This window comes from Chelativorans alearensis (assembly GCF_010993735.1).
GTDB lineage: Bacteria > Pseudomonadota > Alphaproteobacteria > Rhizobiales > Rhizobiaceae > Chelativorans > Chelativorans alearense.
Map to the genome: position 1 here is coordinate 359,679 of NZ_WQNI01000005.1, position 15,518 is coordinate 375,196.

At 65.1% G+C, this 15,518-nt stretch carries 14 protein-coding genes; 6 read left to right on the top strand and 8 right to left on the bottom strand.

The features are described from left to right. Window position 1: 1 nt before the first annotated feature. The 4 genes from GPJ75_RS10035 to GPJ75_RS10050 all read right to left on the bottom strand — a co-directional run bounded on the left by GPJ75_RS10035 (window position 2) and on the right by GPJ75_RS10050 (window position 3,931). A complete protein-coding gene (locus tag GPJ75_RS10035) occupies window positions 2–775 on the bottom strand; it encodes an ATP-binding cassette domain-containing protein (protein ID WP_163267614.1) in 774 nt (257 codons plus the stop codon). Next, entirely contained in the window at window positions 772–1,764 is a 993-nt protein-coding gene (locus GPJ75_RS10040) for an ABC transporter permease (protein WP_163267616.1), read from the bottom strand. The genes GPJ75_RS10035 and GPJ75_RS10040 overlap by 4 nt, the downstream gene beginning before the upstream one ends. A gap of 57 nt (window positions 1,765–1,821) precedes the next feature. Continuing rightward, on the bottom strand, window positions 1,822–2,799 hold the full coding sequence (locus GPJ75_RS10045; protein WP_205602499.1) for a sugar ABC transporter substrate-binding protein: 978 nt from the start codon (window positions 2,797–2,799) through the stop codon (window positions 1,822–1,824). Between the two features lie 73 nt (window positions 2,800–2,872). Continuing rightward, entirely contained in the window at window positions 2,873–3,931 is a 1,059-nt protein-coding gene (locus tag GPJ75_RS10050) for a LacI family DNA-binding transcriptional regulator (protein ID WP_246249005.1), read from the bottom strand. A gap of 124 nt (window positions 3,932–4,055) precedes the next feature. Here GPJ75_RS10050 and GPJ75_RS10055 point away from each other — a divergent pair, with 124 nt between their 5' ends. Then, entirely contained in the window at window positions 4,056–5,087 is a 1,032-nt protein-coding gene (locus GPJ75_RS10055; RefSeq protein WP_163267620.1) for a hydroxyacid dehydrogenase, read from the top strand. Between the two features lie 111 nt (window positions 5,088–5,198). On the opposite strand, the gene GPJ75_RS10060 is transcribed toward GPJ75_RS10055, so the two are convergent. Genes GPJ75_RS10060 through GPJ75_RS10070 form a run of 3 tightly spaced genes read right to left on the bottom strand, consistent with a single transcriptional unit; the run spans window position 5,199 to window position 8,974 of the window. Beyond that, window positions 5,199–6,278, bottom strand: a complete 1,080-nt coding sequence (locus tag GPJ75_RS10060) for an ABC transporter ATP-binding protein (protein ID WP_163267622.1) — start codon at window positions 6,276–6,278, stop codon at window positions 5,199–5,201. Then, on the bottom strand, window positions 6,266–7,969 hold the full coding sequence (locus GPJ75_RS10065) for an ABC transporter permease (protein WP_163267624.1): 1,704 nt from the start codon (window positions 7,967–7,969) through the stop codon (window positions 6,266–6,268). The genes GPJ75_RS10060 and GPJ75_RS10065 overlap by 13 nt, the downstream gene beginning before the upstream one ends. 12 nt (window positions 7,970–7,981) lie before the next feature. Beyond that, window positions 7,982–8,974, bottom strand: a complete 993-nt coding sequence (locus tag GPJ75_RS10070; protein WP_163267626.1) for an ABC transporter substrate-binding protein — start codon at window positions 8,972–8,974, stop codon at window positions 7,982–7,984. A gap of 234 nt (window positions 8,975–9,208) precedes the next feature. Between GPJ75_RS10070 and GPJ75_RS10075 the strand changes: the two genes are divergently transcribed. The 5 genes from GPJ75_RS10075 to GPJ75_RS10095 all read left to right on the top strand — a co-directional run bounded on the left by GPJ75_RS10075 (window position 9,209) and on the right by GPJ75_RS10095 (window position 14,556). Next, window positions 9,209–9,700: a MarR family winged helix-turn-helix transcriptional regulator gene (locus GPJ75_RS10075; protein ID WP_163267628.1), complete on the top strand. Its 492-nt coding sequence runs from the start codon at window positions 9,209–9,211 to the stop codon at window positions 9,698–9,700. 10 nt (window positions 9,701–9,710) lie between these two features. Then, window positions 9,711–11,423, top strand: a complete 1,713-nt coding sequence (locus tag GPJ75_RS10080; protein WP_163267630.1) for a thiamine pyrophosphate-requiring protein — start codon at window positions 9,711–9,713, stop codon at window positions 11,421–11,423. 205 nt (window positions 11,424–11,628) lie between these two features. After that, entirely contained in the window at window positions 11,629–12,666 is a 1,038-nt protein-coding gene (locus GPJ75_RS10085) for a TRAP transporter substrate-binding protein (protein ID WP_163267632.1), read from the top strand. Beyond that, the gene (locus GPJ75_RS10090) at window positions 12,663–13,229 is read left to right on the top strand and encodes a TRAP transporter small permease (protein WP_246249006.1); all 567 of its coding nucleotides are present in this window, start codon (window positions 12,663–12,665) and stop codon (window positions 13,227–13,229) included. The genes GPJ75_RS10085 and GPJ75_RS10090 overlap by 4 nt, the downstream gene beginning before the upstream one ends. Window positions 13,230–13,233: 4 nt before the next feature. Continuing rightward, complete coding sequence (locus tag GPJ75_RS10095; protein ID WP_163267634.1) at window positions 13,234–14,556, top strand: TRAP transporter large permease; 1,323 nt, start codon at window positions 13,234–13,236, stop codon at window positions 14,554–14,556. On the opposite strand, the gene GPJ75_RS10100 is transcribed toward GPJ75_RS10095, so the two are convergent. Next, the gene (locus tag GPJ75_RS10100) at window positions 14,550–15,458 is read right to left on the bottom strand and encodes a LysR family transcriptional regulator (RefSeq protein WP_163267636.1); all 909 of its coding nucleotides are present in this window, start codon (window positions 15,456–15,458) and stop codon (window positions 14,550–14,552) included. The genes GPJ75_RS10095 and GPJ75_RS10100 overlap by 7 nt on opposite strands. Window positions 15,459–15,518 lie beyond the last annotated feature (60 nt).

The window sequence follows — 15,518 nt, forward strand, 5'->3', positions numbered from 1 at the left end:
GTTATCCTCTTGCTTCGTGGGAGGCTGCCGCGGCCATATCTCCGCCGCCGACGATGCGGCTCACCACCTCGCTCATGTTGGTCTTGCCGGTGACGAGATCGGCTTCGGCCCGTCCATGGCGCAGGACGACGATCCGGTCCGTTACCGAAAGCACGTCGTTGAGGCGGTGCGATATCAGGATGACCGCGATACCTTCCGATTTCAGTCGGCGGATCAGGTCGAGCACGCTCTGCACTTCGCGAACGGCCAGCGCGGCCGTCGGCTCGTCCATGATGACGAGCTTCGGGTTGAAGGTGAGCGCCCGGGCGATGGCGACTGTTTGCTGCTGGCCTCCCGAAAAGGAGCCGACAGCGCGGTTGATCGACGGCAGATGCGCGTTGAGCCGCTCGATCATCTGCGCCGCCTGGCGGTCCATCGCCGCCTTGTCGACGAAGGGGAAGAGACCGAAGAGCTTCCTTGTCGGCTCGCGGCCGAGGAAGATGTTGCTGGAGACGTCCTGCTGTCTGGCGAGCGACAGGTCCTGATAGATCATTTCGATACCCAGCCGCCGGCGCTCGCCGGGATCGAGATCGAGGATGCCCCGGCCGTCGAAGGCGATCGAGCCGGCGTCCGCCTGATAGATGCCGGTGATCGTCTTCATCAAGGTGGACTTGCCGGCGCCGTTGTCGCCGACCAGCCCGACGACCTCACCGGCTTTCACGGCGAGATCGACCCCGTGCAGCACGTCGATCGCGCCGAAGCTCTTGCGGATGCCCTCAAGCTTGAGAAGGGTCATACCCGGCTCTCCTTCCTCACCTGGTACTGGTCGATGAAGACGGCGAGGATAAGCACCGCGCCGATGGCCATCTGCTGGTAGTAGGACTGCACGGCCAGCAAGTTGAGGCCGTTCTGCAGCACGCCCATGATGAGGGCGCCGATCATCGTGCCGAGGATGGAGCCGCGCCCGCCGAACAGGTTCGTGCCGCCGATGACGGCCGCCGTGATCGCCGTCAGCTCGTAGTTGAGCCCGGCGGTCGGGTCGCCCGAATTGATGCGCGCGGAAAAGAGCAGGCCGGCAAGGCCGGCAAGCGCCCCGGACAGCGTGTAAAGGATGCGCCGCTGCCGCTCGACGCGGATGCCGGCGGCCCGCGCAGCCCCCTCGGAATCGCCCAGCGCCAGCGTGTGCCTGCCGAAGCGCGTATAGGCCAGCACGCAATGGGCGACGACCGCCGTGGCGACGAAGATGATGACCGGCATCGGAATGCCGAAGGGCCGGCCCTGGCCGAGGTAGAGCATGAATTCCGGCAAGCCATAGATGACGCGGCCGCCCGAGATGACGAGCGCCAGCCCACGCGCCAGCCCCAACATGCCGAGCGTCACAATGAAGGCCGGGACGAAGGCGCGCGTGACGAGCTGGCCGTTGATATAGCCGGCAATGCCGCCCGCCAGGATGCAGGCGATGACGCCCAGCGCGGATGGTGCCCCGAGATTGACGGCGACGAAAGCGCCCACCACTCCCGAAAGCCCCATCACCGAGCCCAGCGACAGGTCGAGACCGCCCGAGCCGATGACGAAGGTCGCGGCGATGGCCAGGATGCCGATCGTCGAGGTGGCGAGCAGGATGTTGAGGAGGTTGCTGAAGGACAGAAAATACGGAGACAGGACCGCCATAAGGGCGCTGAGCGCCACCAGCACCAGGAACGACTCGAGCCTGATGTGCAGACGTTCGACCGAGGCGCGCTGGGCCCGCGTCCACACCCCCGGTGTTGCAAGATCAGAAGACATTGTGCCTCGACCGGAAAAGGGGCTGGCGCCTCTCGCGCCAGCCAGGTTTCGGGAGGATTATTTGACGTATTCGAGCAGCGGCTCGTTGCCGTCCTCGAGCACCTCTTGCGTGAGCACGAGAGTCGGCACGGCAATGTCCGACGGCACCTCTTCGCCGGCCAGCGCCTTCTTGACGTTCTCGACCGCCTGCTTGCCGACGAGATAGGGGAGCTGAGCGACGGAGGCGTTGAGTCGCCCGTCCTTGATCGACTTCACCGCGTCCGAGTTGCCGTCGACGCCGATGATGACGATCTGATCGCCCTTGCCGGCCGCATAGGCCGCCTCCACCGCGCCCAGCGCCATACCGTCGTTGGCCGCGAAGATGGCGACAAGGTCTGGATTGCGGGTCAAGATGTCGTTGGTGATGGATGCCGCCTTGCCGCGGTCCCAGTCGCCCGGAAGAGAGGCTACGATCTCCAGCCCCGGCGCCAGCTCGGCGAGCTTGTCGGCGAAGCCTTCCGCACGCATCTGGCCGGTGATGTTGCCCGACAGGCCCTCGATGACCAGCACTGCCCCGGTGGCATCGGCGCCGAGCTGGGAGACGAGATACTCCGCCCCTTGCGCGCCGGCCGCCACATTGTCGGAGCCGATGCGGAACGTGATCTCGATCCCTTCCTTGTCGAGGATCGCCTGGTCGAGATTGCCGTCGAGGTCAACCACCTTGATGCCCTGTTCCTGCGCGGCCTTCAGGCACGGAAGCAGGTTGGTGGAGTTGATGGCGGCGGTGATCATCGCCACCGGCTGGCGCTCGAGCATCGTGTTGCACACGTTGAGCTGCGGCTCTGCGGCCTGGTCGCTCTCGACCGCCTGCACGAAATAGTCGACGCCTGCTTCCTTGGCGCCGTCCTCAACGCCCTGCCCCATCGCACCCCAGAAGGGGTTGGAAAGCGTCTTCATCAGCACACCGTACTGGCCATCCTGGGCATGGGCGCCCAGCACGGAGAGCGACAGCGCCGCCGCCGAAATCAGGTTCATTCTCAGCATCTTGCCTATCATTGACTCCTCCACAGACTTGCGACGCCGCCTTTCAGGCCGAGCGCGGCGTCATTTCGGGTTTTGACAATCGGGGTCATTGTCCTGTTCCTCCCCCCGAGTGCGGGCCGCTGCTCGGCGCTCCAACGGATTCCCGCACCAATAGCTGGCATCGTTCGAGCCGTGCCGTCGGCGGCCCGCTCTCGCCGTCTATGCGGCGAAAAAGCATATCCATGGCCTGGGCGGCGATCTGGCCGACCGGCTGCACGACGGCGGCGATTGTCGGCCATGTCACCGACATCCATTCCGCATCGTCGAAGCCGACCAGCGAGATGTCGTCCGGGCAGTGCCAGCCGCGGCGGCGGAACTCGCTTAAGGCGACGAGGGTCCCTTTGAGAAATAGGGAGAAAACCGCGGTCGGCCGCTCGCCGCGCGAGAAGTAGTCGCGGATCGAGGCGCGCAACGGCTCCACGTCGCTCTCGCACAGGATCACGTCTATCCGCACCTTCGGATCCAGCGCTTCCGCCATTTTGCGGAACCCTTCCAGGCGTGCCCGCACGCAGGCCCCCTGCTCTCCAAGCCCGACCACCAGCACATGGCGGTGGCCACGCCCGATAAGCTCGCGCGCGACCTCCGCGCTCGCCGAGAGGCTGTCGGCCGAAACCGTGTCGAAGGATTTGTCGGAGAGCACCCGGTCGATCATCACGCCGGTCATCCCGTGCGCCCGCATCGATTCGCCGCCCCGGCCATGCTCGTCGCGTACGGGGGCGAGCACGACACCGGCCACGCGCCAGTCCTGCATGCGCCTCAGGATTTCCGCTTCGCGCTCCTCCGATTCGCCGCTCGACGCCGCCACCAGCGTATAGCCGCGCAGTTCCGCAAGACGCTCCAGATGCGTGACCATGGAGCCGAAGAACTCGCTTTCGAATTCCGGCAGGATCGCTCCAATGATGCGGCGCTTGGCGCGCCTCAAGTCGGAGGCAAGCGGGTCCGCCCGGTAGCCCAGCCGCTCCACCGCCTCGAAAACGCGCTGTGCGTTCTCCGGCTTCACGGTCGGCACGCCGTGCATGACCTTCGAGACGGTCGCCGCCGACACGCCCGCATGGTTCGCCACGTCGTGGATCGACGGCCGCTTGTGCACGGCACCGCTCGACAAACGCTCCTCCCAAAGCTCGCTTTTCCAAGCCAAACTATTGATAAATCGATTTTTCAGTGCTGTAAATCGTTTTATCGTGGATGTGTGCCTGATACTGTCCGCAAATCGTGCAGGGAGAAAAATTATGGCCGAGACATCGAGGCCGCTGGTCATCAGCGCACCGGAACCGCGCACGCTGGACCTGATCTTCACGCCCGAGGCCCGGCGTCGGCTGCATGAGGGCTACGACATCCGCGAGACCGAGGCCGCGCAGCTGCACCGCCTTGATGAGGAAGTGCTTGGCCTCGCACGCTATATTATCGGGCAGCCGCCGATCTCGCCGGAAACGCTCGGCCGGATGAAAAGCCTGCGCTGCGTCTTCAACGTCGAAACCAATCTCATCAACAACATGCCCTACGAGAGGCTCTTCGAGCGCGGTATACACGTGGTGACCACCGGAGCGGTGTTTGCCGAGCCTGTGGCGGAGATGGGGTTGGCGCTGGCACTTAATCTCGCGCGCGGCATCGTCGACGCGGATCTCGACTTCCGCCAAGGCCGCGAGCTTTGGGGCGGCGACGGCAATGCCTCCGCACGCCTCGTCTCGGGCTCAGAGATCGGCATTGTCGGCTTCGGCGATCTCGGCCGCGCGCTCAATCGCGTGCTTGCCGGCTTTCGCGCCACGGTCCGGGTTTTCGACCCGTGGCTGCCGCCCTCCATCCTGCGCGAAGCGGGCGTGGAGCCGGCCCCGCTCGACACCGTGCTTTCTGAAAGCGACTTCGTCTTCGTCGTCGCGGCAGTGACGAGCGAGAACCGCGGCTTCCTCGGCGCCGAAGCCTTTCAGAAGATGCGGCCGGGCGCCGCCTTCATCCTGCTCAGCCGGGCCGGCGTCGTGGATTTCGACGCCCTGATAGAGGCCGTGCGGCGCGGCCATATCGTGGCGGCAAGCGACGTCTTCCCCGAAGAGCCCCTGCCCGCCGATCATCCCGTCCGCTCCCTCGACGGCTTCCTGCGCTCCGCGCATCGCGCCGGCGCCCTCGACATCGCCTTCAAGCGCATGGGCGACATGGTGCTCGAAGACATGGCGCTGATGGACCGCGGACTGCCGCCGATGCGCTGCAAGCGCGCCGAGCGTGAGACAGTCTCGCGTATGCGCTCGAAGCCGGTCGAGAGGAACTAAGCGGCGGCTTTGCCATCGTCGTCCCGGCGGAGGCACGTGCTATGCTCGACCTGCCGAAGGCGGCTATCTCCTGCGCTTGGCGATAATGCCGCCGACAGACCCTCTGCAGCATCAGGCGGCCTCGACCGCCGGGATGAGCCATCCCGACGTTAGGGCGAGCCGCGCCCGGCTGCCGGCTGCGAAGGTGACGGGATCCGGCCGCTCGAAATGCAGGCCGAGATGCGGTGCGCCGTCCGGCTCGAACTCGATCCGCGCCGCGCCGCCGCGATAGACGGCGCGCTTCACCGTGCCGTCGAAGCCCGGTTTCTTGGCGGTGACAGCTGTCAACTGCGAGGCACGGCAGCAGATGCGCGCTTTATCGCGAGGGCGCTCGCCCTTGCGGCAGCGCACCACCAGATCCTGGTCGAGCACGCGCACACGACAATGGCCGTCGGCTTCCGGGCTTTCCACCGTGGCCGGCAGGACCATGCCCTGGGAAATGAAGGAGGCGACCATCTCGTTGGCCGGCTCATGATAGATCGTCTGCGGGGTGGCGAGTTGCATGAGGCGGCCGTGGTCGATCACGGCGATCCTGTCGGCCAGTGCCATGGCCTCCGCCTGGTCGTGGGTGATGTAGAGGACGGTGGTGCCGGTCCGCTTGTGAAAATCGGCGAACTCATCTTCCATGGAGGCGCGCAGGTGCACGTCGAGGTTGGCGAGCGGCTCGTCGAACAGCACCAGCCGCGGCTCGGCCACCAGACAGCGCGCGAGCGCCACGCGCTGCCGCTGGCCGCCGGAAAGACTGGCTGGCCGACGGCCGCCATACCGCTCCATGTCGACCAGGGCCAGGGCGCGGCGGACGCGCTCTTCGCGCTCGGCGCGGCTGATACGCGCCACCTTCAGCGCGTAGCCGATGTTCTCCGCCACCGTCATGTGCGGCCACAGGGCGTAGTTTTGGAAGACGATGCCGACACGCCGCTTTTCTGGCGGCACGTTGACGTGCCGGGAGGAGACCTCGCGCTCACCGATGCGGATGCATCCGCCGGTCAGGGTTTCGAACCCGGCGATGAGCCGCAAGAGCGTGGTCTTGCCGCAACCCGACGGCCCGAGAACGGCAAGGAACTCGCCGTCGGCCACGTCGATCGACACCCCATCGAGCGCGCTGGCCCCGTCAAAGCGCTTGGTCACGTCCTTGATGCTCAGTCCCGCCATGGGAGCACTCCGCTCGGTAGTTTGCCTGCAAGAAGGTTGGCCAGAAGCATCAGGAGAAAGGTGCTGGCCACCATGATCGCGGAGACGGCCGCGGCATACTTGGAATCGCCGCCCTGCTCGAACGCGAAGATGATGACACCGATGGTCTCCGCCTCGGATGACCATAGAAGCGCGGAGACCGTCAGCTCGCTCAACGCCGTCATAAAGATGAGCAGCCCGCCGGCGATGGCCGCCGGCGCGACAAGGGGGAAAACGATCGTGCGCAACCTTGTGAACAGCCCCGCGCCCGCCACCTGCGCCGCCTCCTCCAGCGCCCGGTCGAGCTGCAGGTAGCCGCTGACCGCCGGCCGCACCGCCAAGACGAGGAAGCGCGCCAGATAGGCGTAGAGGATGATCCAGACCGTGTTGTAGATGTGGATGCCGGTGATCGGCACAGGCTTCAGGAATAGCAGCAGCGAGGCGATCGCCAGCACCACGCCCGGCAGCGCGTAGGGCAGTTCCACCGCCAGGTTGAGCACCTTGATCCAGCGGTTCTTGCCCCAGGCGATGGCATAGCCGAGCGGGATCGCCGCGAAGACGGCGAAGGCGGCGGCACCGAACGACAGGTACAGGCTGTTGACGAAGGCGCGCCGCGCGGCGGCGTGCTCGAAAAGGATGAAGCGGTAATTCTCCAGCGTCGCCGTATCGGCGCTCAGCGTCACGCCGTAGCCGCGCACCAGCGACGTCAGCACCAGCCCGACCAGCGGCAGGACGAGGATAATCACGATCAGCAACCACATGCCCAGCTCGACCGGGTGCCGCCAGCGGCCGAGCGAATAAGGCGCGGCGGGCAGCGATGTCGCGGTGATCCGGAAGTCGCGCCGGCGGCTGATCCTGTCCTGCAGGACGATACCGACCATGGCGACCACGCCGATCAGCACGGAAAGGAACGCCGCCTCGGAAAGCACCGCCGGCCCGCCGCCGGCCAGGCGCTGATAGATGAGTGTCGGCAGCACCAGATAGTTGGCCGGAATACCGAGAAAGGCGGGAATGCCGAAATTGCCGACGCAGGAAACGAAGGTGAGTGCCGCCGCGCCGACGATGGACGGCGTCATCAGCGGCAGGATGACGGTGCGCAGCACGGTGAACCAGCCGGCGCCGGCCGACCGCGCCGCCTCGACCAGCTCCCGCGGCAGCTTGCGAAGGCCGGCACGCACGATGAGGAAGACCAGCGGTGCGTACTGGATGCCGAGCAGCAGAACGATGCCTTCGGGCGAATAGAGCGGGTTGGGCGCGCCGAGCGGCGGCGCCAGGCCCAGGAGATCGAGCAGCGGGCTGGAGGGACCGAAAAGCTGCAGCCAGGCAAGCGCTGTGACCTGCGGGGCGATCATCAACGGGGTGACGAAGCACAGGACGAACGCCTGACGCCGCCGCACGTCGGTGAGCGAGACCAGGAGGGCCACCGCCACCCCAAGAATGAGGGAGAAGGCGGTGCCGCCCAGGCCCACGCAAAGCGTGTTCCAGGTGGCTCGCCACGTGGTGCTGCCGACAATGCCGGCGTGGATAACGTTCAGGGAAAACCTGCCGCCCGGCAGAACGACCTCCTGCAGAAGCCGAACCATGGGCAACAGCGAGAAGACCGCGATGATCGCGACAATCCCCACCGTCAGGGCCATATCCTGGCCCTGACGCTCCTGGCGCGGAACCGACATTTGGGTACGTCCTCAGCCGCCGAACATGGCGGAGAATTTTTCCTTGTTGGCGTCGATCTCTTCGACCACCTTTTTCACGTCGACCGACATGACGTTGATCGCGATGCCCTCCGGCAGCCAGTCGGGACGCCCGGCCGAAGGTTTGGCCGGCAGGTAGCCTTGGCTCAAGGCCAGCTTCTGGCCCTCGTCGGAAAGGATGAAGTCGACGAATGCCTTGGCCGCGTCCGGGTTCTTCGCTGTCGACATGATGGCCACCGGCTCGGTCACCGCCGTCACGCCCTCCTCGGGAAAGACGAACTCGATGGGCGATCCGTCCTTCTTGGCATTCATCGCCATGAAATCAACGAGGATGCCGTAGGCCTTCTCGCCGCTCGCCACCGATTTGAGCACGGCGCCATTGCCGCGCACGCTGACCAGGCCGTTTTCCTGGAGCTTTTCGAAATAGTCCCAGCCGAGATCGTCGCGCCCGACAAAGGCCGAAAGCATGTAGGCCGCGGCACCCGAGTAGAGCGGGCTCGGCATGATCGCCAGGTCCTTGTAGGCGTCTCCTGAAAGATCGGACCAGTGCCCCGGCTTCTCGGCGGCGCGGGTATTGTAGGCGATGCCGGTGGTGATGAGCTTGGAGCCGAAATAGGTCTTATCGGCGTCGTAGGCGGCCTCCTCGAAACCTTCGAGGTTGGCCTCGGGATAGGCCATGAGACGGCCATCCTTCTTGAGCGTCTCCATGCTGACGGCGTCGGCGATCAACAGCACGTCGGGCTGCGGGCTGCCGGCCGCGAACTCGGCGGCCAGCTTGGTCAGGAGGTCGCTGGTGCCGGAGCGGAAAATTTCGACCTCGACGCCCGGATTGGCCGCCTTGAAGGCATCGACCGTCTGGGCGGCGTCCGCATCGGGCTGCGAGGTGTAGAGCACCAGATTATCGGCGGAGGCCGCAGGGGCGAAGGCCACGGATGCGAGCATCGCTGCCGCCAATGCGGCCTTACGGATCGTATAATTGCGTTCCATAGGAAATGGACTCCTCTCGTTTGCATCTCCCGGCGATCGCATCGCCAGAACTCCTCCCGTGCATGCGCAGTATGACAACGAGGTAACAGCCGCTGCGATTAGGGCGCTCAAACTGGTTTGATATAAAACTAAGTTGATGGACCTTGGCCTTTGCCATATAGTTCTTGTCGAGGCGCGGTTCGCCGCGAGGGAGGCGCGCGGTGGAGATTGTCCCCGCGTGAAACGTCGGGAGCGATGGACAAGACGGAGATTTCCAAAGGCGGCAGTGCCCGAGCCCGAGTGAAGGATGACGGCAAGCCGGTGCTGCTGGGCGAGCTGGAAAACTATGTCGGCTTTCACCTGCGGCTGGCGCAGAGCGCCTCCTTCAAGGCCTTCCGGCGGCTTACGGGTGAGAGCGACCTGCGGCCGGGCTGGTTTGCGGTACTGGCCATCATCCACAACAATCCGGGCATCACGCCGATGGCGCTCAGCCGCGCCAGCGGCCGCGACAAGTCGACCATCACACCGGTGCTGCGAGAGTTGCTGCGCGAAGAGCTCGTCCGGCGCAGCGCAAACCCCGCGGACAAGCGCAGCTACGCGCTGTTTCTGACGCCCCATGGCGAGGAGAAGCTGGCGCATCTGGCGGCCTGCGCGGCCGAGCACGACCGGGAACTGGACGAGATCGTCGGCGACAAGAAGCAGGAGCTGATCCGGCTTCTGCGCCGGATCGTCGCCGTACTGGATTGAGGACGGCAAGATGTACACGGCCAGCACAGCATTTCTCGAAGCGCTGAGTGAAGCAGGCGTCAGCCACATCTTCGCGAATTTCGGCAGCGACCACCCTGCCCTCATCGAGGCGATCGCCGAGGCACGGGCAGAGGGACGCAAGGTGCCGATGATCGTGACCTGTCCCAACGAGATGGTCGGCATGAGCGCCGCACACGGCTTTGCTCAGGTTTCCGGCCAGGCGCAGGCCGTGCTCGTCCATGTGGAGTGCGGCACCCAGGCGCTCGCCGGCGCCATCCACAACGCGGCCAAGGGGCGGGCGCCCATGCTCGTCTTTGCCGGCGCCTCGCCCTTTACCCAGGAAGGCGAAATGAAGGGCAGCCGCAACGAATTCATCCAATGGATCCAGGACGTGCACGACCAACGCGGCATCGTGCGCGGCTACATGAAATACGACAACGAGATCAGGACCGGCAGGAACATCAAGCAGCTCGTGCACAGGGCCCTGCAGATCGCCGGCTCGGATCCCAAAGGCCCGGCTTATCTGATGGGCGCGCGCGAGGTGATGGAGGAGACGCTTTCCTCGCCCGTCGAAATCGATCCCGCGGGGTGGCGTCCGCTCGCCCCTTCCCCGCTCCCCGAAGAGGCGGTGGAGACGCTGCTGACGGCGTTGGAAGGGGCAGCGCGCCCGCTCGTCGTCACCTCCTATCTCGGGCGCAATCCGAAGGCGGCGGAGCAGCTCGTCCTGTTGTGCGAGGCGCTGGGTGTCGGCGTTCTGGAATCGGTGCCGAATGCGATGAACTTCCCCCACGACCATCCGCTCTACCAGGGCAACCAGTGGAACGAGCCGCACCAGAACGCCACCCTCGCAGAGGCCGACTGCATCCTGGTGATCGACAGCGACGTGCCGTGGATCCCGACCGTCAGCCGCCCGCGCGAGGAGGCACCGATCTTCCACATCGACGTCGACCCGCTGAAGGAGAACATGCCTTTGTGGTACATCGGCGCGCGGGCGAGCTTTCGCGCCCACGCCGAGACGGCGCTGCGCCAACTCAATGCGGCCCTGGCGCGCCGCAAGCCCGACGCGGAGCGAGTGCGCGCCCGTGTCGAGCACTACCGCCGCACAAGTAGCGAGCGCGTAAAGGCGCTGGACGCCCTCGAGAAGGCCGACGCCGTTATCACGCCGGAATTCCTGACCGCCTGTGTGCGCCGCCACATCGACGACGACACCATCGTGCTCAACGAGGGCATCACCAACTACCCGACGATCTTCAATCACCTGGCCATGCGCCGGCCTGGTTCGATCTTCACCGCCGGCGGCGGCTCGCTCGGCTGGAGCGGCGGGGCGGCGATCGGCGCCAAGCTTGCGGCACCCAACAAGACGGTGGTCTCGTTGACGGGCGATGGCTCCTACATGTTCTCCGTACCCTCGAGCGTCCATTGGATCGCCGCGAAGTACAACACGCCGTTCCTGCAGATCGTCTACAACAACCGCGGCTGGAAGGCGCCGCGCTTTTCCACGCTCGCCGTCCATCCCGACGGCTATGCGAGCCGTGCGAACGACATCGACGTCGCCTTCGATCCACCGCCGGACTATGCCGGCATCGCCGCCGCCGCCGGCGCCGCCTATGCGCGAAAGGTGGAAAGGCCGGAAGAAGTGGAGGAGGCGGTGGGGGAAGCTTTCGAGACCGTGCGCAAGGGGGAGCGGGCGGCGGTGCTCGACGTCTGGCTTCCGCATTTATAAGCCCGCATTTGTGAGGTTGAAAGAAGGAGGAACGGCAGAGGAGGCACGATGAACGACAGGATGGAAAACCGGTGCGTCCTGTGGCAGCATAGTTTGTCCTAAAACAATTGCGGCCCGCGCGGCATCCGTGCGGGCGGCGACGAGAACCGGGCGCCAGGCCTGGCGGGAGGGGCGCCACTCGGCGCTGGAACGGAGGAGGAGACACATGAAAAGGCGCGAATTCCTGATTACCACGGCCGGGGCTCTGGCAACGCCGGCGCTGCTGCGTCCCGGCTTCGCCCAGGAGGCGGAGGTGACGCTGAAGCTGCATCACCTGCTTGGCCCCCAGGCGCCCGCCCACACGCAGATGCTGGAACCGTGGGTACGCTCCATCGAAGAGGATTCCGGCGGGCGTGTGAAGATCGATATCTATCCCTCGATGTCGCTCGGCGGCGCGCCGCCGCAGCTCGTCCGTCAGGTAGCCGACGGCGTGGTGGACATCGTCTGGACGGTCAACGGCTATACGCCGGGTCTCTTCCCGCGCTCGGAGATCTTCGAGCTGCCGACCATCTTCACCAACGACATCGTGGCGACCAACCTGGCCATGCGCGAGCTGTTCGATGAATTCCTGGCGCCCGAATACGAGGCAATGCATGTGCTCTTCAACCATGTGCACGCCGGCCAGGCACTGCACATGGCGCGGGAACCAGTGCACACCGTCGCCGACACACGGGGCAAGAAGTTGCGCGTGCCGGGACCGACCGGCAACGAGGTCGTGAAGGCGATGGGCGCCACCCCGGTCACCATGCCAGTGCCCGATCTGCCGCAGGCGCTTTCCACCAATGCGGTGGACGGGGCGCTGATCCCGTGGGAGATCATCCCCGCCCTGCAGCTTCAGGACGTGACAGACTACCAGATCGAAGGGCCCAACATGACACGCTTCGGCACCACGACTTTCCAGGTGTCGATGAACAAGGCCCGCTGGGAATCGCTCCCCGACGATCTGAAAGAGGTCTTCGCGAAGAACTCCGACGAGGAGTGGCTGCGGCAGGTGGCGCAGATCTGGCGCGATGGGGACGACAAAGGCATTCAGATCGCCGTCGACGCGGGCAACGAGTACATCGTGCTCACCGAGGAGGAGATGGATACCTTCAACGAGGCGCTCGCCCCAGTGGTCGACAAGTGGATTGCCGACCACACGGACTTCGATGCCGCCGCCCTCGCCGAGGCCGCCAAGGCGGCGATAGCGAACAACGCATCTTGAGTGGCGAACGCCAGTATCGGGCCCCCGGCGGCGATGGGGCGAGGGTGATATCCATCCTCGCCTCGCTTATCCGCAATTGGGCATTGCTCGGCGGATTGATCACCGCCGGGCTTGCCGTGATGACCGCTGCGAGCGCGGCGTCGAACCTGCTCTTTGCGGCGCCCTTTCCGGCCGACTACGAGCTGGTGAAGCATTTCGTGGCGGTCGTCATCTTCATGTTCCTGCCCTATTGCCAGCTCACCGGTGCCAATGTGGCCGTCGACATTTTCACCGAAAATATGAGCGAGGGGAAAAAGGCGGCCATGGCCATGCTCTCGGCGCTCTTCGCCGCCGCGTTCGCGCTGCTGCTTTTCAGGCAGATGTGGCTCGGCTTTCTCGGCTATCTGCAATATCCGGAGATCACGCCGGTCCTTCGGCTGCCCCTGTGGACCGCCTTTCCGCCGATCCTCGTTTCGCTCGTCCTGCTCCTGGTGGCCGCGCTCATTACCTTGCTCAACAGCTGGCGGATGATGCGCGGAAGGTCGGCCTTGCCGCTTGGCGAACGTGGAAGGACGACCGAATAACACCATGATGGACAGCTTCGCCCTTGGACTTGCCGGCCTCCTTGCCCTTCTGGCCCTGATCGCCATCCGCGTGCCGGTCGCCTACACGATGATCCTTGTCGGCATTATCGGCACAATGTTGCAGACAGGGCCGGCGATCGTGCTCAACCAGCTCAAGGATTTGGCCTACGCCCAGTTCTCCAACTACGACCTGACTGTGCTCCCGATGTTCATCCTGATGGGCGGGCTTGCGGCACGTATCGGCCTTTCGAGCGACCTGTTCCGCGGGGCGAACGCCTGGCTTGGACGCTTTCCGGGCGGCGTGGCGATGGCGGCAGTTGCCGCCTGCGCCGGCTTCGGCGCGCTTTCCGGCTCCTCCACGGCCACCGCGTCGACCATGGGCCAGGTCGCCCTGCCCGAACTCAGGCGCTACAAATTCTCGCCGGCGCTCGCCACCGGCACGGTCGCCGCCGGCGGCACACTGGGCATCCTCATCCCGCCGTCAGTGGTGCTGATCGTCTATGCCATCATCGTCGAGGCGAACATCGTCACCATGTTCGCCGCAGCCCTGCTGCCCGGCATCCTGGCAATGGTGCTGTTCATTGCCACCATCGCCGTCTACGTCTGGGCCGTACCGGGCGCCGGGCCCACGGGCCACAAAGTGCCGCGCGACGAGCTCTTGCAGGCGACCCTCACCATCATTCCCGTGTTCGTCATTTTCGGTATCGTCATCGGCGGCATCTATGCCGGGATCTACAATCCTACGCCCGCCGCCGCCATCGGCGTCTTCCTGGTCGGCGCCTACGGCATCGTGCGCGGGCGGCTCGACTGGTCCGGGTTTCGCGGCGCGCTCCTGGAGACGGCGCGCACCAGCGGCATGATCTTCCTCATCCTGCTGGGCGCCGAATTATTGAAGATATTCATGGCACGCGCCGGCGTTCCCCAGGCAGCGGCGGCGGCCTTGCACGATAGTGCGCTTCCGGCGCTCGCCATTCTCGTGATGATCATTGTCGCGTTCCTGATCCTCGGCTGCTTGATGGACAGCCTGTCGATGGTCATCCTGGCGATCCCATTCTTCTGGCCGATCGTCGCGGGCCTCGAGTTCGGCCTCGGGCCGCAAGAGCTCAAGATCTGGTTCGGAATCATCATTCTCGTCGTTGTGGAGCTGGGGCTGATCACACCGCCCGTCGGTCTCAACGTCTTCATCATCAACTCCCTGGCGCCGGATGTGCCGATGCGCGAGACCTTCAAGGGGGTCATGCCCTTCTTCGCGTCCGAGATCGTCCGTGTCACACTGCTCATCGCCTTTCCGGGGATTACGCTGCTGCTGCCGCGGCTCCTTCAATAGGCGAGCGGGTTTGCTCCTTCGCCCAATTCCTCAACGAGAAAGTCGAGAAAAGCGCGCACCTTGGGAACGACGTAGCGCCTCGACGGATAGACGGCGTAGACGGAAAGCGCGACCGCCGACCACTCGCCGAGAACGGTGCGCAGGCGCCCCTGCTCGATATCTTCGCGGACGTAAGCCCAGGGGATCAGGCTGAGACCGAAGCCGGCGCTCAGGGCATCGCGAACAGCCAGGCTCGAAGTCACCTTGTAGCGGCCGCTTATGGGAACGCGGATATGGCGGTCAGCCTTCTCGAACGCCCATTCATCGGCATGGCCGGACAAGGTGAATTGGATGCAGCAGTGGTGCTTGAGCTCCTCGGGGCTCACCGGTGTGCCTGCGCGTTCGAGATAGGACGGCGCGCCACAGACGACGTGCGGGATCGTGGTGAGCTTTCGCGCGATCAGGCTGGAGTCCTCGAGGCTGCCGCTGGCACGGATGGCGATGTCGAAGCCCTCCTCGACGATGTTGACCCGTCGATCGTCAAGCCTCAGGTCAAGGGTGAGGTCGGGATGGCGGCCAAGGAAGCCAGGCAGTGCTTGGGAGAGACAGACCAACGTCAGCGTCACCGGCGCGCTGACCCGCAAAAGACCGCTCGGGCTCTCCTGCAGCGGCCCGAGCGAGCTATCCGCCTCCTCCAGCTCGTCCAGGATGCGCGCGACCTGATCGTAGTAGAGCGAGCCCGCCTCGGTGAGGCTCATGCGCCGGGTGGTGCGGTTGAGAAGCCGCACGGCGAGATGAGCCTCCAACTCGCCCACATTCTTGCTGACGGCCGCGGGTGAAAGACGGAGCTGCCGGGCAGCTTCCGCAAAGCTGCCAAGCTCCACCACATGGCGAAAGACCTTCAATGCGGTCAAGCGATCCACAATTCTTCACTTTCAGTAGATAGTCTCCCCAAAAGATCAGATATTATCGGTGAATTGGCA